Origin of the sequence: Pseudomonas beijingensis (genome assembly GCF_030687295.1) — a bacterium.
GTDB classification, from domain to species: domain Bacteria; phylum Pseudomonadota; class Gammaproteobacteria; order Pseudomonadales; family Pseudomonadaceae; genus Aquipseudomonas; species Aquipseudomonas beijingensis.
The window spans coordinates 4,891,923-4,911,327 of sequence record NZ_CP117425.1 but is presented as its reverse complement, the minus strand read 5'-3'; the positions used below and the strand labels follow the sequence as shown (position 1 = coordinate 4,911,327).

The following is a 19,405-nucleotide window of genomic DNA, read 5'->3' as shown; positions in this document are numbered from 1 at the left end:
CACAAGTCAGCCTATCCGCCATAACAGTTCTCATAAATGGCTTTGGCTTTCCACCGGTCCGTATCCGTAAATTCATTCAGCATCGCAAAATGTCCCACCATCAGATCGTTGCAAACAAAAACCTTTTTTATGGATTGATCATGCTGGTAAGTGCAAATGCTGCCAAAACTATGGTTTCCTCTTGCAACCCCAGCAGGGAAGTCATAGATGTCAGAGCAGTCTTTTATGGCGCCTGAGTAGCCTTTGCGCTTCAAGCTTTTATTGAATGCTTCTGTGCGCTCGATCATTACTTTTGGATCTTCTATAGTCCTCACAACCGACGCATTCTCCTTCCACTCGATTTCTCGAGAAAAAACGCCAGTGGAAAACCCTGAAAGCATCAAAAAAGCAACCAAAAAGAATGATTTTTTCTCCATTGATCTTCCTCTGAGAGACTATCTTGCTAGGCAATTTTCCATGCTGTGCCTGAAGTGGAATGCGCCCTCTTTGGCCCCAAGATCCATGTAGTAGGGGCCGCTACCTTTAATGTCCACTATGAGTTGATGTGCTTCGGGCTGGAAAGTGACACGGGTTCTTAATCCAGTTGCATTAGTGTTTGGATAGTCGCCTGTTTCCAGTGTCCCGTCATGAACGTCCAGTCGAGTCACAGTCGTTTCCCATTTGGGATTCTTAACTGATAAAGCTTGAATGGTTTTTTGCGCGCATGACATAACTTCTTCGGTCGACACTCGTGAATCTGTCTCCCAGCTTGCTCGTGAATGTGGCTCGAGTTGGCTGCAACCGCTCAGGGCCAGCCCATATGTCAGCCAAACAATCATCCTCGTTAAAAAAGAAGTTCTCATAGGCGGACCTGTTATTGGCCGAGTGCTCCAGTTTGCCTGATGGGTATGACCTGAGCGGATGTACTTGGCACAAATGTTTGCCGCCCCAATATTAAGCGTTCCATTGTTACCGTTTCGAGTGTTGTCGCTGACTCTATTCATATAAGTAACGGAGGTTCTGGCGGTCAGCTATCGACCAAACCCGGCAGCTCAGAATTGCTGAACACATGTAAGCCTGACACACCGAAGTGGCAGGTCTCAGGGCTGCTGCGCAACCCAGCGGGAGCAAGCTCCCTCGCCACAAAAGCTGTACCGGCTCGAGATACCTGTCAGTCGGTTCGGCGGCTGCTCACTTCCGCCGGCACATCATCCCCAGCCATGCGTTTGCGGAACAAGGCCGCCCGGGCCAGCAGCAGGGTGGTCACCGGGACGGTGATCGACAGCAGGATCGGGATCAGCCAGGCATGCAACACCGGCCCGGACTTGAGCGCCGAGAAATAAATGATCGAGGCCAGTGCCACGCTCCAGGCACCCAGTGTAGAGGCCAGGGCCGGTGGGTGCATGCGCTGGAAATAGTCCTTCAAGCGCACCAGGCCGATCGCTCCGGCCAGGGCGAAGAGGCCGCTGAGCACCAGCAGGATCGCCACCGGGATTTCCACCCACATCGACAGTTCGCCGGTCATTCGATCACCTCGCCACGCAGCAGGAACTTGGCCAGGGCGAACGAGCCGACAAAGCCGAACAGGGCGATCAGCAGCGCCGCCTCGAAATAGGTGTCACTGGCATAACGGATGCCCAGCACCAACATCATCAGCATCGCCACGATGTACAGATAGTCCAGGGCCAATACCCGATCCTGGGCCGACGGGCCCTTGAACAGCCGCCACAGGGTCAACACCATCGCCAGGGAGAACAGGAACAGGCTCAACAGGATCGCATTGGACAGCAGCGGGCTCATTCGAAAATCTCCATCAACGGGCGCTCGTAGGTGGCCTTGAAATGCGCGATGAATGACGCCTCGTCTGCCAGGTCGAACACGTGCATCAACAGGATGCTGCGATCCAGGGCCAGTTCCGACCAGACGGTCCCGGGAATCACCGTAGTGATCATCGACAGCGCGGCCAGGCCGTTGGCATCGCGCAGGTCCAGTGGCACCTTGATGAAGCGCGAGCGAGGCGGGCGGCGCCCGGCGTTCAGCACGCCCCAGGCCACCGCCAGGTTGGACACCAGCACGTCGCGGCCCACCAGCAGGAACAAACGCAACATCACCCACGGCCGGCGAATACGGATGGGCCGCGGTCGCAACGGGCGCATCATCAATGGGGCGAGGAACCCCAGCGCGGCGCCCAGCAGCAGATGGCCGGCGCTGAGAGACACATTCAACACCAGCCACAGCACACACAGCGCCAGGGACAACCACGGGGCGGGAAACAGGCGCTTCATGGCTGCACCTCCCGCAACGCGGCGCGGGTTTCCGGGTTGGGCACGGCGCGGGTGGCGAGTACCGACATCACGTAATGTTCCGGGGTGTTCAGCGCATCGGCGGCGGATTGGGTATAGCGCAGCAACGGCTCGGCCTTGAAGGCCAGGGCGATGCCCAGGCCCAGCAGCACGATGATCGGCAGGCATTCGAACGGCCGCAGCAACGGTGACGGTCGCTCTTGCGGCGTCCAGAAGCGCTGGATGCCCAGGCGCGAGAAGGCGATCAACGAGGCCAATCCCGATAGGATCAGTAACGCCAACAAGCCCCACGCCTGGTTCGACACCGGTGCCCCGGCGCTGGCCTCGAGCCCTTGGGGATTGAGCAAGGCGCTCAGCAGGCTCAGCTTGCCGATGAACCCCGAAAGCGGCGGCATGCCGATGATCAACAGCGCACAAAAGATAAAGCTCAAGCCAAGGAAAGCCATGGTCCAGGGAATCACTTGCCCGACCACGGCTTTCTGCTCGTCATCGAGATTGATGCCCTTGGGCGGCTGCAAGGATTCCAGCGGTCTCGGCAAGGTGTCGAAGTCGTCGTCCAGGGACAGCTCGTTGGCCGAGCGCGAGCGTTCGATCAGCTCGGCCAGCAAGAACAGCGCGCAGAGCGCCAGGGTCGAACTCACCAGGTAAAACAGCGCCGCACCTATCAGGTTCGGTTGGGCGAAGCCGATGGCCGACAACAGGATTCCGGCCGAGACCAGGATGCTCAGGCTCGCCATGCGTTCCAGGCGTTGGGCCGCGAGAATGGCGATGGCGGCGCAGACGATGGTCGCCATGCCGCCGTAGACCAGCCAGTCGGCGCCGAAATACGCCGAGGCGCCGGCCTGGCCGGAGAACAGCAGTGTCCACAGGCGCAGGATCGTGTAGACGCCAACCTTGGTCATGATCGCAAACAGCGCCGCCACCGGTGCGCTGGCGGCGCTGTAGGCCGGCACCAGCCAGAAATTCAGCGGCCACATGCCGGCCTTGGCCAGGAACGCCACCGCGAGAATGCCTGCCCCGGCGTGCAGCAAGCCGCGGTCGGCCTCCGGCACCAGGGGGATTTTCAGGGCCAGGTCGGCCATGTTCAACGTGCCGGTGACGCCATAGATCAGCGCTGCGCCGATCAGGAACAACGACGAGGCCAGCAGGTTGATGGAAATGTAATGCAGGCCCGAGGATACCCGCGCCCGACCTGACCCGTGCAGCATCAAACCGTAGGAAGCTGCCAGCAGTACCTCGAAGAACACGAACAGGTTGAACAGGTCCGCCGTCAGGAAGGCGCCGTAGAGGCCCATCAGCTGGATCTGGAACAGCGCATGGAAACTGGCACCGGCGCGGTCCCAGCGGGCCGTAGCGAAGAGCAGGGCGCTGACGCCGATGATGCCGGTCAGCACCAGCATTAGCGCTGACAGGCGATCGACCACCAGGACGATGCCGAACGGCGCCTGCCAGTTGCCGGGCAGGTACACGCCAATGGAGGCAGGCAAGGCCTGGTCCTGGGTCCAGTACAGCAACAGCACGGCGATGCCCAGGCCCAGCAGGCTGGAAAACAGATTGATCCGGGCCTTGAGCGGGCGGTGTTTCTCGCCCAGCATCAGCATCAACGCGGCGGTCAGCAGCGGCAGCAGGTTGGGGGCGGCGATCAGATGGGGCGTCAATATCATTCCTTGGGCTCCCGACCGTCCACATGGTCGGTACCGGTCAGTCCCCGGGACGCCAGCAGTACCACCAGGAACAGCGCGGTCATGGCGAAGCTGATCACGATGGCGGTCAGCACCAGTGCCTGGGGCAGCGGGTCGGTGTAGTGCAGCAGGTCCTGGGGCACGCCGTCCTTGATGATCGGTTCCTTGCCGATGAACAAACTGCCCATGCTGAAGATGAACAGGTTGACGCCGTAGGACAATAGGCACAGGCCCATGACCACCTGGAAGGTCCGTGGCCGCAGCACCAGCCAGACACCGGAGGCGGCCAGTACGCCGATTGCGATTGCGATGACTTCTTCCATCAGGCGGTGGCTCCTTTGACGGGGGCGACGGGTTTGGCTTGCAGGCCCGGTTTATGGGCGCGCACCGACTGGTGAGCCAGGGCGGTGAGGATCAACAGGGTGGAACCGACCACCACGGCGTACACCCCGATGTCGAAGAACAGCGCGCTGGCCAGATGGATATCTCCCAGCAGCGGTAATTCGAAATGCCAGGTGTGGGTGGTCAGGAACGGATAACCCACGGCCATCGATCCCAGGCCCGTGGCGGTGGCGAACAACAGCCCGGTACCCATCCAGCGCAGCGGCCGCAGGCTCATTTGCGCCTCGACCCACTGGGTGCCGGCGACCATGTATTGCAGGATGAATGCCACGGACATCACCAGCCCGGCCACGAAGCCGCCACCGGGTTGATTGTGACCGCGCATGAACAGGTAGAACGACACCACCAGGGCAATCGGCAATAGCAGGCGCACCAGCACCGACGGCACCATCATGAAACCCAAGGCGGTGTCGCTGGCATGGCGCGGGTTGACCAGGTCGGTGACCACGTCCGGTGCCAGCAGGCGCTGTTGCGCCGGCAGTTGCATGCTTTCCTTCGGTGGGCGGAAACGCCGCAACAGGGCGAACACCGCCAGGGCCACCGCCACCAGCACGGTGATTTCACCGAGGGTGTCGAAGCCCCGGAAGTCCACCAGCATCACGTTCACCACATTGCTGCCGCCGCCTTCGGGCAGGGCGCGGCTCAAGTAGAACGACGAAATGTCGTTGGGCGTCTGCCGTGTCAGCATCGCATAGGACAACAGCGCCATGCCGCCGCCGACGGCGATGGACAGCAGCAAGTCCCGCAGGCGGCGGATGCGCGCGCGGCGCTCGCTGTTGGGCAGCGGCGAGACGTCCTCGATCCGCCGTGGCAGCCAGCGCAGGCCCAGCAGGATCAACACCGTGGTCACCACTTCCACCACCAGTTGCGTCAAGGCCAGGTCGGGGGCGGAGAACCAGACGAAGGTCACGCAGGTCATCAGGCCGCAGACACTGACCATGGTCAGGGCCGCGAGCCGGTGATACTTGGCCTGCCAGGCCGCCCCCAGGGCACAGGCGATCGCTAGCAGCCACAAGGTGACGAAGACGATGGAACCGGGGATCTTCGGTCGGTCGCCCCAGACCAGCGTGCTGTGCAGCATCGGGATCAGCCCGGCCAATACCGCCGCCAGCACCAGGAAAAAAAGTTGGGCTTGCAGGCGCCGGGTACTGATCTTGCGTTCCAATCGTCGGCCCTGGCGCATCATCAGTACCAGGCAACGTTCGAACAACCGCTTGCCGCTGAGCCGACCAATGAACGGCGGATGCTTGATGTGACCTAGCCGGAGTTGCTTGCGCAACAATAGGTACAGGACGATGCCGCCGGACATCGCCACCAGGCTCATGATCATCGGCGCGTTCAGGCCGTGCCAGATCGCCAGGCTGTAATCGGGCAGCGTGCCGCCCACCACCGGCAACGCGGCGGCCGCGAGCAACGAGCCGACCACCTGGGCCGGAAAAATCCCCACCAACAGGCAGGTGAACACCAGCAATTCCACTGGCGCACGCATCCAGCGCGGTGGTTCGTGAGGGGTATGGGGCAGGTCGGTGGCGGTGGGGCCGAAGAACACATCCACGGTGAAGCGCAGGGAATAGGCGACACTGAAGGTCCCGGCAATGGTGGCGATGATCGGCAACGCCAGCTCGACCCAAGCCGTGGCGGAAATGAACACCGTCTCGGCGAAGAACATTTCCTTGGACAGGAAACCATTGAGCAGCGGCACGCCGGCCATGGCCGCGCTGGCGACCATGGCCAGGGTCGCGGTGAACGGTATCAGCCGCACAAGGCCGCTGAGCTTGCGAATGTCGCGGGTGCCGCTTTCGTGATCGATGATCCCGGCGGCCATGAACAGCGATGCCTTGAACGTGGCATGGTTGAGGATATGGAACACCGCCGCCACGGCTGCCAGCGGACTGTTCAGGCCCAGCAGCAGGGTGATCAGCCCGAGGTGGCTGATGGTGGAGTAGGCCAGCAGGCCCTTGAGGTCGTTCTGGAACATCGCGCAGTAGGCGCCCAGCAACAACGTACAGGCCCCCGCGCCGCCGACGATGTAGAACCATTCTTCACTGCCCGACAGCGACGGCCATAACCGCGCCAGCAGGAACACCCCGGCCTTGACCATGGTCGCCGAGTGCAGGTACGCCGACACCGGCGTGGGAGCGGCCATGGCGTGGGGCAGCCAGAAGTGGAAGGGAAACTGGGCGCTTTTGCTCAGGGCGCCGATCAGGATCAGTGGCAACAGAATGGGGTAGAGGGCATGGGCACGGATCAGGTCGCCGGCGGCCAGGACCTTGTCCAGCTCATAGCTGCCCACCACATGGCCGAGCAGCATCACCCCGGCCAACAGGCAAAGCCCGCCGGCCCCGGTCACCATCAAGGCCATGTAGGCGCCGCGTCGAGCATCGGCGCGGTGGTGCCAGTAGCCGATCAGCAGGAACGAGAACAGGCTGGTCAGTTCCCAGAAGAACACCATCTGGATCAGGTTGCCGGAAATCACCAGCCCGAGCATGGCGCCCATGAACGCCAGGAAAAAGGCGAAGAAGCGCGGCACCGGATCGTCCGGCGACATGTAATAGCGGGCGTACAGCGACACCAGCGTGCCGATGCCCAGCACCAGCAACGAAAACAGCCAGGCAAAGCCGTCCAGGCGCAGCACGAAGTCCAGGCCCAGGCTGGGCAACCACTCATAGTGCTCGCGGATCACGCCGCCGTCGGCGATTTGCGGGTACAGCAAAGCCACCTGAACCGTGCCGGCCAGGGCTACGAGGCCGGCCAGCAGCGATTCGGCGTTACGGGCGTTATGCGGCAGCAGCGCCGCGACACAGCTGCCGATGAAGGGCAAAAGCAATAGAACTATCAGTGACATAGGCTTCTATTCGGCGGGAGGTTGTGAAGGATCATACGTGGCGTATTCCCGATCACCAACCGCGAGGGTGTCGCAGAATCCTACAAGGTTGGTTGAGTTTTCGGACTTTGCGTTGCTCGGGGGAGGGGAGATAGAGTCAGAGCTAGCCACAAATACCGCGTGATACACATCACCTGTGGCGAGGGGATTTATCCCCGCAGGTCTGCGCAGCAGACCCAAAGCAGGCAATTCCATAGAGCTGACACACCGCACCGGCAGGTTTCGGGGCCGCTACGCGACCCAGCGGGGATAAATCCCCTCGCCACAGGATTTTGCCCGCCGCTATTTCGCTGGTCCACCGGCCTCACTGCTCGCGCTCAAGCACCTCATCAACCTCGACCTCACCTTTGCTCCGGGTCTTCAGCTCACTGACAATCACCGCCGCCACGATCAGCGCCGCGCCGAACAAGGCAATGGCCGGCAGCCGCTCACCCGCCAGGCGTCCGGCAATGCCGGCCCAGACCGGTTCGCCGGCATAGATCAGCGTGGCGCGGGTGGGCGAGACGCTTTTCTGTGCCCAGTTCATCGCCACCTGGATCGCTGCGCTGGCGGCGCCCAGGCCCACGGCGCTGATCAGCAGCAACATGGAAAAATCCGGGATCGCTTCCTGGGTCGGCACCACCATCAGGAACGCCAGCACCGCCGTGCTCGCCAGTTGCACCACGGTCACCCGGCGCACATCGACCTGGCCGGCATAGGCGCTGATCAGGATGATTTCGGCGGCAATCGCGATGGCGCTGATCAGCGTGGCGATTTCACCGGGGCTGAAGTTCAGCGAGGCCCCGGCCGGGCCCGATACCAGCATCAGTCCGGTGAACGCCAGCATGATACCGAGGCTGGGCATCAAGCCCGGTCGACGGCCCAGCACCAGCCATTGCAGCAAGGGCACGAACGGCACGTAAAGCGCGGTGATGAACGCCGATTGGCTGCTGGGGATGGTTTGCAGGCCGACGGTCTGCAGGCCGTAACCGAGCATGATCGCCACGCCGATGAAGCACCCGGCCTTGAGTTCGAACAGGGTCAGGTCTCGCAGCTGCCGCCAGGAAAACAGCGCGACAAACGCGGCTGCGGCGGCGAAGCGCAGGCCGACGAAAAACATCGGCCCGCTGACCGTCATGGCATGCTGCACCAACAGGAAAGTCCCGCCCCAGATCATGGTAATCAGCACCAGCACGCATTCGGCCTTGCTGAACCTTGAGAAACGGGGGGAAGCTTGCGGGGAGTTCGCCGATGCCATGACCTTGCGCGCCACTTGAGGCGGACGCACAATGCGTCCGAAGTTGGGCAGTATAATGCGCAACCCAGCCATGTGAGCAATATAGTGCACAAAGAATCCGGCCAGCGGGCCTCCGTCCTGCAACACGTCAGCCAGAACGTCCGTCGTCTGCGGCATGCCGCCGAGCTCAGCCAGACGGCGCTGGCCGAGCTGTCGGGAGTCAGCCGGCGGATGCTGGTGGCTATCGAGGCCGGCGAAAAGAACGTCAGCCTGACCACCCTGGACCGGGTCGCCGAAGCCCTCGATGTCGCCTTCAGCGACTTGATTCAAGCGCCCGACGCCCGCGACCCGAGCCGCATCAACGAACTGGTCTGGACCGGTGTGATCCCGGGCAGCAAAGCTGTGTTGCTCGCCAAGGCCACCGCCAGCCGTGAGGTAGAACTTTGGGAATGGCGGCTGGAGCCGGGCGAGCATTACCATTCCGAGTGCGACGCAGATGGATGGAGCGAACAACTTTATGTATTCGAAGGCTGCCTGACGTTGCTGCTGGGCAGCGAAGAGCGCCGCATAGGCGTCGGTGAGTTCTTCATGTTCGCCAGCAACCAGCCCCATGCCTATCGCAACGATGGCTCGGTGGCGGCGAGATTCGTACGCAACGTGGTGATTTGATGCCTGGGGAGAGCGGTATGGACACAGCGCTGGAGCGACAGGGCGGCGGGCTCATCCGCGAAGCCGATATGCTGATCATCGGCGGCGGCCTGAGCGGTGCCATGCTGGCCGCGCAGTTGCTGCGCCTGCCGGGCCGGCGCGAGGTGCTGATCGTCGAGCCGCGCAGTGAATTGGGCCGGGGCGAAGCCTACAGTGCCGTGGAACTGGGCCACACCTTGAACGGCAACGCGGCGCGCATGAGCGTTGACCCGGACAACGCCGATGACCTGACTCAATGGCTCACCGCGTTCATCGAAGCCGGCGGCTGGCCCGAGTCGGATCAGCAGCACGTGCCCATCAGCGAGTTGTTCCCACCCCGGGGGATGTTTGGCCTCTATGTGCAGCAACGCCTGGCCGAAGCGCGCGAGAGGGGCGCACAAAACGGTTCGACCGCCGAGCATGTGCGTGGGGAGGCCGTGGACCTGCGGCTTGTCGACGATGCCGTGATGGTGACGCTGGACGATGGCCAAATCTTGCGTGGCCGTTTCGCGGTGCTGGCCACCGGCATGTTCCCGGCGGCGCGCACCCCGCAAACCGAATCCAGCGGCTTGAATGCCGCGGCCCTGGATCCCTGGGATGTGGCTGCGATGCGTCAGCTCGACCCGCAGTCCACGGTGCTGATCATTGGCTCGGGGCTGACCATGGTCGATGCCGTCGTGTCCCTGGAACAGGCCGGGCATCGCGGGCTGATCGAAGTGTTTTCCCGCCATGGCCTGCTGCCCCATGTGCGCCGCCAACCGCCGGCCTGGGTGGATTTCCTCGCCGAGGATCCCAGCCTGCGTTCGCCCCGCCAACTGATGCGAGCCCTGCGCGAGCAATGCCGCCAGGCCCAAGCCCAAGGGATCGATTGGCAGGCGCCGCTGGATACGGTACGCGCGCACATCGGGCGTTTGTGGAACCAGGCCAGCGATGTGCAGCGCCGACAGTTCGTGCGGCATGTGCGGCCATGGTGGGAGAGCCATCACCATCGCTCGCCACCGTTGAGTGCGGAGCTGGTGGCGCGTTTGCACGGGGAAGGGCGGTTGCGGATTCATGCGGCGTCGTTCAAGGGGCTGGCAACGTCTGCCGAAGGCTTAGTGGCCATTTGCATTCGCCGACGGAACGAGGCTGGACTGGAAGTGGTGCAGGGCGCCGCGTTGATCAACTCCAGCGGCATCGAATATGACTGGCGTCGCGTTGCCAGACCGTTACCGCAACAGCTATTGGCGCGAGGGCTGATCCAGCCGGGGCCGCTGGCCCTGGGCATCGCCGCGCGTGCCGATGGCGCGGTGCGGGATGCCCACGGCGAGCCGGCCAGCCGCCTGTTCGCCATGGGCCCGCCACTGCGGGGGATGTGGTGGGAAAGTACTGCCGTGACCGATGTGGCGAGCCAGGCCAAGGCGTTGGCGGCAAGGTTGGTTGAATTGCAAACCCAAGATTGAAGTTGGACACCCTCTGTGGCGAGGGGATTTATCCCCGCTGCGTGGGAGCAAAGCTTGCTCGCGATGCAGGCGCCTCGGTTCCCAGGGAGACCGCGTCATCTTCATCGCGGGCAAGCCTTGCTCCCACAGGTGGGGATAAGTCCCTTTCCAACGGTTCACAAAATGGGCACAAATGAGCGGTTATAGCTCACCTCACCTTGACCCAACGCTCCTCCCGCGCCGCCACACGAATCGCCGCCGCCAGCCGCTCCACTTCCCAGGCCTCGTCGAAGTCTGTCCCGCCGGCGCCTTCGCCAGTGAGGGCCATGATCAGCTCCTGCACCTCCAACGTCTTCAATTCGTTGTAACCCAACTGATGCCCGGCAGCCGGGCTGAACGCGGCATAGCCAGGCAAGTCTGGGCCCGCCAGCAGGCGCTGGAAGCCTGGCTGACCGGCGCGACACAGGCGCAGTTCATTGAGCCGTTCCTGATCGAACGCCAGGGTGCCGAGGGTGCCGCTGATCTCGAAACTCAGGTGGTTCTTGTAGCCGTGCTTGAGCCAACTGCTGCTCACCGTGCCGCGGGCGCCATTGGCGAAACGCAGCAGCCCGTGGAACTGGTCATCCACGGCGATGGCCCGTTGTTCGGCACTGCCGACGCTGGCAGGGCGCTGGTGGTGCACGGTCTGGCTGTCGGCGCACACGGCCTCGACATCGCCCAACAAGTGCCGGGCCATGGCCAGCAAGTGGCTGCCCAGGTCCGCCAGTGCGCCACCGGCGTGGGTCGCTTCGCAACGCCATGACCACGGCGAGGCGGGATCGGCCATGAAGTCTTCGCTGAACTCGCCCTGGAAACTGATGATCTGCCCCAGTTCGCCGCGTTGAATCATGTCCCGCGCCCGTTGGATGATCGGGTTGTGCTGGTAGTTGTAGCCGACCCGCGTCACCACCCCGGCGACCTTGGCCGCCTGGCGCATCTGCTCGGCCTGCTCCAGGGACACCGCCAGAGGCTTTTCACAATAGACCGCTTTGCCAGCCGCCAGCGCGGCCATGGCCATCGGGAAGTGCAGATGGTTCGGTGTGGTAATGGCGACCAGATGAACCTTCGGGTCGTCGATCAGCCGTTGCCAGTCGCTATGGGCCGTCTCGAACCCCCAGCTTTGGGCACATTGCCGGGCACGCTGCGGATCGGCGTCGGCCAGGGCCGTCAGTGTCAGGTTCAGGGGGAGGTCGAACACCGCTTTGGCATTGTGGAACGCCAAGGCATGGGCACGGCCCATGAAGCCGGTGCCAATCAGACCGATGCCGAGTTCGCGCATGAGAAAGAGCCCTTTGAATTTTTGTTTTCAGGAGGGCTCTTTATGGAATAAATATTCTTTAATTGCAAATGTTGGAATAAATATTCATTTCTGCGATCCCAGAGAATCTATTGTGGGAGCGAGCTTGCTCGCGATAGCGGCGGGTCAGCCAGTACTTGTATGACTGATGAAACGCTATCGCGAGCAAGCTCGCTCCCACAGGTGATTTCACAGGAATTCCATTAAGCCCGCCGTCAGGACAGGAACCCACCATCCACATTCAACGCCACGCCCGTGGTATAGCTCGACGCATCGCTGGCCAGGTACAACACCGCGCCGGCCATTTCGCTTGGGTCGGCCACGCGCTTGAGGGGGATCTGCGCCAGGGCGGTCTTCAGGATCGCGTCGTTCTTGACCAGCGCCGAGGCGAACTTGGTGTCGGTCAGGCCCGGCAACAGGGCGTTGCAGCGGATGCCGAACTGCGCGCATTCCTTGGCGAAGACCTTGGTCATGTTGATCACCGCGGCCTTGGTCACCGAGTAGATGCCCTGGAAGATCCCCGGCGAGATGCCGTTGATCGACGCCACGTTGATGATGCTACCGCCGCCGTTTTCGCGCATCAGCTTGCCGGCTTCCACGGACATGAAAAAATAGCCGCGGATGTTCACATCCACGGTTTTCTGGAAGGCACCCAGGTCGGTGTCCAGCACGTTGCAGAACTGCGGGTTGGTGGCGGCGTTGTTCACCAGGATGTCCAAGCGCCCGAACTGTTCGCGGATACCGGCGAACACCTGGCTGATCTGCTCCATTTCACCGATGTGGCAGGCGATGGCGGTGGCCTTGCCGCCGGCGGCGATGATCGCATCGGCCACGTGCTGGCAACCGTCGAGCTTGCGGCTGGATACGATCACATGGGCGCCTTGCTGGGCCAGCAGTTTGGCGATGGCTTCGCCGATGCCGCGGCTGGCCCCGGAAACGAAGGCGATTTTACCGTCGAGGTCGAACAACTGGGTCTTGGACATGCTGTTTCCTTGTTATGGGGGCGCTCAGAGCGTGGATTTACCGATGACCTGCAGGCTCATCTGCTCCAGCAGTGTGTTCATCTGAACGAACTGCGCGAAGCGTTTGTCCTGGGTCTGGCCGTGGAAGAAGCGGTAGTAGATCTGCTGGACGATCCCGGCCAGGCGGAACAGGCCGTAGGTGTAGTAGAAGTCGAAATTGTCGATGCGGATCCCGGCGCGCTCGGCGTAGTAATCGACGAATTCGCGGCGGGTCAGCATGCCGGGGGCGTGGCTCGGTTGGCGACGCATCAGTTGCACTGGCGCCGGGTCGTCGGCCTCGATCCAGTAGGCGAGGCTGTTGCCCAGGTCCATCAACGGGTCGCCGAGGGTGGTCAGTTCCCAGTCCAGCACACCGATGATCTGCATCGGGTTCTGCGGGTCGAGGATCACGTTGTCGAAGCGGTAGTCGTTGTGGACGATGCTCGACGTCGGGTGGTCGGCGGGCATCTTGTCGTTGAGCCAGGCCTTGACCGTCTCCCATTTCGGCGCATCGGGGGTCAGGGCCTTTTCGTAGCGGTCGCTCCAGCCACGGATCTGCCGGGCCACGTAGCCTTCGGGCTTGCCCAGGTCGGCCAGGCCGCACGCGTTGTAGTCGACGCGGTGCAATTCGACGAGCCGGTCGATGAAGCTCTTGCACAGCGCTTCGGTGCGGGCGGTGTCGAAGCCCAGCTCCGGCGGCAGGTCGGAGCGCAGGATGATGCCGTTGACGCGTTCCATCACATAGAACTCGGCGCCCATCACCGCTTCGTCGGTGCAATGCACGTAGGCTTTGGGGCAGTACGGGAACGCTTCGCGCAATTGGTTGAGGATGCGGAACTCACGGCCCATGTCGTGGGCGGACTTGGCCTTGTGGCCGAACGGCGGCCGGCGCAGGACGAATTCCTGTTCGGGGTATTCCAGCAGGTAGGTCAGGTTCGACGCGCCCCCGGGAAACTGGCTGATCCGCGGCAGGCCGGTCAGGCCGGGAATGTGGGCCTTGAGGTACGGGTCGATCAGGTTGGCATCGAGTTCTTCACCGTCGCGCACGCGGGTGGACTGATCAGTAAACGCCATGCTTATCCCTTCTGCTTATTTTGGAGGCCATCGATCATTGGCTAATCTAATGGCGCGTGGGAGGCGTCACAAGCACGCCAGGGTCTTATAGGTTAGCGTGTTGCCGGATAATCAGCGGGCTTGATGCATGGCGGCGTGCGCATCGGATGCGGGCGAGCTATGGTTTTGGATGAGTCGCTTTCAAAGGAGCCGCCGCGATGGGATGCCCGCAAGTCTGTGGCACCGCGACCTTGCAATGCAGCTTCGGCGCAGCCCCGGCGGTGCTCAATGTGCTGCCGGTCAATCGCCTGCTGACCGGCGGGATGCCAGCGGCGAACATCATGGATCACATCCCGCTGGTGAACATCACCACCTTCGGCATGTGCATGAGCCTGGCGAACCCCACCGTGGCCGCGGCCACCGCAGCGGCCCTGGGCGTGCTGACCCCCATGCCCTGCATCCCGGCCACCGCCGCCCCGTGGATCCCCGGCGGCGCACCGACCCTGTTGCTGGGCAACATGCCGGCCATCGATGCGAACAGCACCTTGATGTGCACCTGGGCGGGGGTGATCAAGATCGTCGTGCCGGGGCAGGTGCAGATGTTGATTCCCTGACGGTGACGGCTGCGAACAACCACAAGCTCCCAGTGGGCACAAATCCCTGTGGGAGCTCAGGGTAATTGTGATGCCTGCGGGCAACTCAAAAACTGTGGGAGCGAGCTTGCTCGCGATGACGGCGGCACAGTCAACATCACTGCAAACTGATCCACCACAGCAGGATCTGCGGTGGTCGCCCAATCTCGATCCAGTGCTTGGGCGACTCGGCCTCAAGCACTGGCGTGAGTCAGCCCGGTCAAGGTGTCCGCGATGGCCTTTGTGCGTTGTGCCGTGCCTTCGGTGGTACGGCTCGAGTCTTCCAGTGCATCGAGCATCTCGCGCAGGGCGCTCACGGCGACGGACTGGTCTTCGATCTGTTGGGCGACCCCTTGGATCTCCGTCGAGAGCAGGTCGATGTCCACACCTATTTCCGCAGCATTCTGGCGGGTGATTTCCGCGAGCTTGCGGACCTCATCGGCCACCACCGCAAACCCTCTGCCCATCTCACCCGCCCGCGCGGCTTCGATGGCGGCGTTGAGGGCCAACAGGTTGGTCTGTCCGGCGATTTGCTGGATGACCTGCACGATCGACTGAATACGCAAGCTCGAACTGGCGAGCGCTCGGGCACCGACCACGGCTTCACCCGCTTGCGTGGCCAGTTGCTCGACGGTCGTGCCGGCCTGCTCGGCGACGCTGTTTTGCCGGTCTATCGTGCCCGTCAGGTCATCCATCGACAGGTGAAGCTCGCCCGAGTAATGCTTGATTTGCGTTGCCATCTGCGCTTGCTGCTGGCTGGCCTGCGCCAACACCATGCCCAGGTCTGTCAGGCCGTCGAACACCGGCAGGATTGTCTGGTCCAGGCCGCGAGTGTCCAAGGCACTGCTGAAATCATTCATCTTGAAGGCCATGATCTGCTTGACCACGACATGGTTCAGGCCCGCCAATTTCTTGATCTGGCGGCGCAGGAAAAACGCCTTGAACTCGCCATAGTGGGCGATGAAGTTATCGACGTATTCATCGACAAAACCGGCGCCCTTGGTGACTCTGAAGAAGAAAATCGCCGTGAGCGTCTGGTTAAGGTTCAGGCCGAGGATTTCACCAAACGTCGAGAAGCCGGCCAAAGGCACATCCCCGAAAATGCCGGCCATGCTGCCCAGATCGCTGCTGTTGTTGAGCCGGCGCAGGATGCAATCGTTGAGAATAGCGGCCACCGGCCGACCACCTTTGCCCTTGAGGAATTTCTCGTAGTCGAGCCGGGTCGCCTCGCGCAGGGGCGTGCGCTTGACCATCACCAGCTCTTCGCCGGGCGCCACGTCGCAGAACAGCTGGATGATCTGCTGCTGATAGTCGATGCGGGCAATGGAACGGACGAACAGCTCATCACCCACGCGGATGGCGAATGAATAATCGGCCAGCTTCTTCTCCAGCGCCTGGGCACTGCACTCGAATGCCTCGCACAGCGCCTGGACCATGCTCTTGATGTTCCCGCGGCTGTCGATGACCTGGTCGATGGTGCGGTCCTCGACCGACGCGGTCAGCACGCTGAACGTCAACCCGGCCGGTTGGAAGTTCTGGCTCTTGAACACCCCGAAGCGCACGTCCGCCGCGGTTTTCAGGAAGACAATCTGCGCATGGTTCTGATAGCTGCGCTGCCCATCGCTGATCAGGGTCTTTTTGAAATCCGTCTTGCCACCGGCCGAGCCGCCGACGAACAGGCAAGGGAAGCGCCCCGATTCATAGAGCGCTTCCATAAAAAACGACTCGGAAGCCGAAAGGCCATCGAACACCACGTAGGCCAAGGTATCGCGATGGTCGATGGGCGTGCTCACCTGCGCCTGCTTGATGTTATTCACCAATCGGGTGATTCGCTCACGCATGGCCAAGCGTTTGCCGCCCCCGCGAATGTCTTCGCACTCCAGCGGCACCATCACCACCTCGGCCGACACAATCACACTGGCGTCAAACAGCTGCAACACCACCCGATCCCAGGTCTCGCCGGTCTGGCAATACAGTGTGTTTGCAGCGTTGCACAGCTCTCCCGAGGTTGTGCACAGGCTGATAGCGCTGTGGGAGAAGCGCTTCTTGATCTTGGTGGCGATCTGGTCGATGTCCAGGTGAGGGGAGACGAAACCGGTGATTAATACTGGGGTGATACGTACGTTGGCCAGCGCCTGGTCGAGTTCACCCGAAGTGCAGGCCACGCTGACCGTCCCTTGAGTGCGGGGTCGGGCTTGGTTGAAGAGGTTCGGTAGGTTCATGGCTGGACTCGGTTGAGCGCGACGTGATGCGTACGAGGGATGCGTGCGGGGTCCTTTCGCTGTAACGGTCACGGCTGAGGGGCTTGTGTGGGCGTGAGCTTGTGCTATTTGCGGGGGTGGTCCATAGGGGCTTTTGGTTGGGGTTTGCTCCGTCTGTTGGGCAGAGACTTTCGTATAGGTCTCGGGGAAACCTACGGAAGAACCAGTTCTTGCTGGACGGCAAAGACTCACCCGCTATGCTTCGACGATGGCGTCTTGCCATTCACCACAACCAACCCCAAGCGCGAAACGAGAACCTGCTCGTCATCGCCCAGAGACAATCCATGAATACATACAAAGCCATGTCGGGAGTTGCTTGGGGTGTTTTGTTGGGTTGCATCTGCCAGGCCAACGCTTTTCAGCTCTCGCCGGATGGCACCTTGGCTGAGCGGGAGATGGCCAAGAAATATGGGGTTTCCTATAAGGCGACGGTGCCTTTCGCCAGTTTTGCGCTGCATAACTTTTCCGATCCTGCCCATGAGGCGCTGACGCAGAAGATCTATGGATGTGACGGGGATTGGCAGGATTGCAGTAACCCCAACCTGGAGAATGCCGGCGCCTACGTTATTGCAGGGGTTCGCTGGAACGATGATCCGGTATTCATGCCGGGCGCGGAAGACGCCAAGACCAAGGGCTGCAATGGGCGTTACTCGGTTGGGTTTATTTCGCAGACGCGGTGTTGGGTCAATCTCTTCGAGAAAGCAGAGGCCATAAGCGTTTCCGATCCGATGGCGTTCATGGGAGCGGGGAACTACATCTCTCGTTCGCATTTTGGCGATCTGCAATTCTTGCATGCAATGGCGTCCCAAGAGGGCAACGCGCCGGAGAAGACCAAGCGTGAAATCATGATGTGGGCCGAGTTCGCCTGGGGGGTTGCCGATGGAACCTATCCCATCAATACCTATTTGAAAGACATCAAGATCGAAGGCTGGGAACAGCATTTCAATAACGGCCAGACCGTGCAGGATCTTTTTGCGGTGGGGCGTCCATGGTTGCGGGCGAATGTGAATCAGGTGGCGTTTGGCAGTTTGCTTCACCTTGTCCAGGACAGCTTTGCCGGGGGGCATGCGCAGCGGCGCGAAGAGGTGCTGGGTGACAAGTGCATGGGAGGCGCCGAGGCTGTGCTGGGGCGGATCGAGGAGTTTCATTCTTACGCGCGGCAGGATCATGCCAAGCACAAGGACGATGACGCCAGTTCAGTCGCCAGGCTCATGTTGATGGCGCATGAACCGGATGTTGTGGATGCCGGCAAGAAGCTGCGGGGGTTTATCGCCGATCGCAAGAAATGGGCAGATGTCAGGCCTTATCTGGATGAGTGTGTTTTTGCCCTGGCCACTGAAACGACTCCGGCGTCGGCGGGCGATGGGTACAGGCTGGAAGCCAACCGCTGAACACTTGACGAAAATTTGGGGAAAGAACTGTGGGAGCGAGCTTGCTCGCGATGGCGTCGGCACATTCAGCATTCAATGCCAACTGATCCACCGCTATCGCGAGCAAGCTTGCTCCCACAGGGGGACTGTGCCAGTCGAGGAGCCGAGGTTCACCATCCATCCAGTGTGGGAGCGAGCTTGCTCGCGATGGCGTCGATACATTCAGCATCCAATGCCAACTGATCCACCGCTATCGCGAGCAAGCTCGCTCCCACAGGGGGGCTGTGCCAGTCGAGAAATCGAGGTTCACCGGCGACCTTGCATGGGGCCTCAGCCCAAATCCCCAGCCTCATGCCGCTCCGGCACCTGGCTCGCCTCGTCACCCCACGTGCGATTGACCCGCTGTCCGCGCTGGACAGCTGGGCGCTTGGCAATTTCTTCTGCCCAGCGCTGCACATGGGTGTATTCGTGGGCACTCAGGAATTCGGCGGCGCCGTACACGTTGTTGCGCACCAGTTGCCCATACCAGGGCCAGACCGCGATGTCGGCGATGGTGTAGTCGTTGCCTGCCAGGTATTGGCTTTCGCCGAGGCGGCGGTCCAGGACGTCGAGTTGGCGCTTGGCTTCCATGGTGAAGCGATTGATCGGGTATTCGAGTTTCTCCGGCGCGTATGCGTAGAAATGTCCGAAGCCACCGCCCAGGTACGGGGCGGAGCCCATCTGCCAGAACAGCCAGTTCAGTGTTTCGGTGCGGCCCGCCGGGTCGGTGGGCAGGAAGGCGCCGAATTTTTCCGCCAGGTAAAGCAGGATCGAGCCGGATTCGAAGACCCGGATGGCGGGTTCCACGCTGCGGTCCAGCAGGGCCGGGATCTTGGAGTTGGGGTTGACCTCGACAAAGCCGCTGGAGAACTGGTCACCTTCGCCGATGCGGATCAACCAGGCATCGTACTCCGCGCCCGTATGACCCAGCGCCAGCAGTTCCTCCAGCAGGATGGTCACCTTCACGCCGTTGGGCGTGGCCAGGGAATAGAGCTGCAGCGGGTGCTTGCCAACCGGCAAGGTTTTGTCATGGGTCGGCCCGGCGACAGGGCGGTTGATGCTGGCGAACTGGCCGCCAGACGGGGCGTCGTTTTCCCAGACCTTGGGCGGAACGTAGGACGCTTTACTCATCGGGACAT

General features: G+C 61.8%; 17 protein-coding genes and 1 pseudogene. 4 read left to right on the top strand and 14 right to left on the bottom strand.

Going from position 1 to position 19,405, the window contains the following annotated elements:
• Positions 1-11 precede the first annotated feature (11 nt).
• The 8 genes from PSH84_RS21745 to PSH84_RS21710 form a co-directional block, all read right to left on the bottom strand.
• A complete protein-coding gene (locus tag PSH84_RS21745) occupies positions 12-416 on the bottom strand; it encodes a hypothetical protein (protein WP_305481788.1) in 405 nt (134 codons plus the stop codon).
• A gap of 734 nt (positions 417-1,150) precedes the next feature.
• Complete coding sequence (locus tag PSH84_RS21740) at positions 1,151-1,504, bottom strand: Na+/H+ antiporter subunit G (protein WP_122565843.1); 354 nt, start codon at positions 1,502-1,504, stop codon at positions 1,151-1,153.
• Positions 1,501-1,779 carry a K+/H+ antiporter subunit F gene (locus tag PSH84_RS21735; protein ID WP_003202841.1) on the bottom strand — a complete coding sequence of 93 codons (279 nt, stop codon included), beginning with the start codon at positions 1,777-1,779 and terminating at the stop codon, positions 1,501-1,503. The genes PSH84_RS21740 and PSH84_RS21735 overlap by 4 nt, the downstream gene beginning before the upstream one ends.
• On the bottom strand, positions 1,776-2,264 hold the full coding sequence (locus PSH84_RS21730; protein ID WP_122565842.1) for a Na+/H+ antiporter subunit E: 489 nt from the start codon (positions 2,262-2,264) through the stop codon (positions 1,776-1,778). Before PSH84_RS21730 ends, PSH84_RS21735 begins: the two co-directional genes overlap by 4 nt.
• Positions 2,261-3,946, bottom strand: coding sequence for a monovalent cation/H+ antiporter subunit D (locus PSH84_RS21725; RefSeq protein WP_305481787.1), 1,686 nt, complete (start codon positions 3,944-3,946; stop codon positions 2,261-2,263). The genes PSH84_RS21730 and PSH84_RS21725 overlap by 4 nt, the downstream gene beginning before the upstream one ends.
• Complete coding sequence (locus tag PSH84_RS21720; protein WP_003202835.1) at positions 3,943-4,287, bottom strand: Na+/H+ antiporter subunit C; 345 nt, start codon at positions 4,285-4,287, stop codon at positions 3,943-3,945. The genes PSH84_RS21725 and PSH84_RS21720 overlap by 4 nt, the downstream gene beginning before the upstream one ends.
• Positions 4,287-7,211, bottom strand: coding sequence for a monovalent cation/H+ antiporter subunit A (locus PSH84_RS21715; protein ID WP_305481786.1), 2,925 nt, complete (start codon positions 7,209-7,211; stop codon positions 4,287-4,289). The genes PSH84_RS21720 and PSH84_RS21715 overlap by 1 nt, the downstream gene beginning before the upstream one ends.
• 343 nt (positions 7,212-7,554) lie before the next feature.
• Positions 7,555-8,559 (bottom strand): DMT family transporter, encoded by a 1,005-nt coding sequence (locus PSH84_RS21710; protein WP_305483191.1) that lies wholly within the window; start codon positions 8,557-8,559, stop codon positions 7,555-7,557.
• A 12-nt stretch (positions 8,560-8,571) separates the two neighbouring features.
• Between PSH84_RS21710 and PSH84_RS21705 the strand changes: the two genes are divergently transcribed.
• Both PSH84_RS21705 and PSH84_RS21700 read left to right on the top strand, forming a co-directional pair.
• Positions 8,572-9,135, top strand: coding sequence for a helix-turn-helix domain-containing protein (locus tag PSH84_RS21705; RefSeq protein ID WP_305481785.1), 564 nt, complete (start codon positions 8,572-8,574; stop codon positions 9,133-9,135).
• 17 nt (positions 9,136-9,152) lie between these two features.
• Entirely contained in the window at positions 9,153-10,595 is a 1,443-nt protein-coding gene (locus tag PSH84_RS21700; protein WP_305481784.1) for an FAD/NAD(P)-binding protein, read from the top strand.
• Between the two features lie 187 nt (positions 10,596-10,782).
• Here PSH84_RS21700 and PSH84_RS21695 read toward each other — a convergent pair whose 3' ends face one another.
• The 3 genes from PSH84_RS21695 to PSH84_RS21685 all read right to left on the bottom strand — a co-directional run bounded on the left by PSH84_RS21695 (position 10,783) and on the right by PSH84_RS21685 (position 13,985).
• Positions 10,783-11,892, bottom strand: a complete 1,110-nt coding sequence (locus tag PSH84_RS21695; RefSeq protein ID WP_305481783.1) for a Gfo/Idh/MocA family protein — start codon at positions 11,890-11,892, stop codon at positions 10,783-10,785.
• Positions 11,893-12,125: 233 nt separating this feature from the next.
• Positions 12,126-12,893 carry an SDR family oxidoreductase gene (locus PSH84_RS21690; protein WP_003180553.1) on the bottom strand — a complete coding sequence of 256 codons (768 nt, stop codon included), beginning with the start codon at positions 12,891-12,893 and terminating at the stop codon, positions 12,126-12,128.
• Between the two features lie 24 nt (positions 12,894-12,917).
• Positions 12,918-13,985 (bottom strand): phosphotransferase family protein, encoded by a 1,068-nt coding sequence (locus PSH84_RS21685; protein WP_122565836.1) that lies wholly within the window; start codon positions 13,983-13,985, stop codon positions 12,918-12,920.
• Between the two features lie 197 nt (positions 13,986-14,182).
• On the opposite strand from PSH84_RS21685, the gene PSH84_RS21680 reads away from it, so the two are divergent.
• Positions 14,183-14,578: a DUF4280 domain-containing protein gene (locus PSH84_RS21680; protein ID WP_003202818.1), complete on the top strand. Its 396-nt coding sequence runs from the start codon at positions 14,183-14,185 to the stop codon at positions 14,576-14,578.
• A 212-nt stretch (positions 14,579-14,790) separates the two neighbouring features.
• Here PSH84_RS21680 and PSH84_RS29075 read toward each other — a convergent pair whose 3' ends face one another.
• A complete protein-coding gene (locus tag PSH84_RS29075; protein ID WP_439653610.1) occupies positions 14,791-15,708 on the bottom strand; it encodes a methyl-accepting chemotaxis protein in 918 nt (305 codons plus the stop codon).
• Between the two features lie 3 nt (positions 15,709-15,711).
• A pseudogene (locus tag PSH84_RS29070) lies at positions 15,712-16,818 on the bottom strand (FIST signal transduction protein); the annotation flags it as partial.
• A 323-nt stretch (positions 16,819-17,141) separates the two neighbouring features.
• Here PSH84_RS29070 and PSH84_RS21670 point away from each other — a divergent pair.
• Positions 17,142-18,248 (top strand): hypothetical protein, encoded by a 1,107-nt coding sequence (locus PSH84_RS21670; protein ID WP_122565875.1) that lies wholly within the window; start codon positions 17,142-17,144, stop codon positions 18,246-18,248.
• A 309-nt stretch (positions 18,249-18,557) separates the two neighbouring features.
• On the opposite strand, the gene yghU is transcribed toward PSH84_RS21670, so the two are convergent.
• The gene (gene yghU / locus PSH84_RS21665; protein WP_122565832.1) at positions 18,558-19,397 is read right to left on the bottom strand and encodes a glutathione-dependent disulfide-bond oxidoreductase; all 840 of its coding nucleotides are present in this window, start codon (positions 19,395-19,397) and stop codon (positions 18,558-18,560) included.
• Positions 19,398-19,405: the final 8 nt, after the last annotated feature.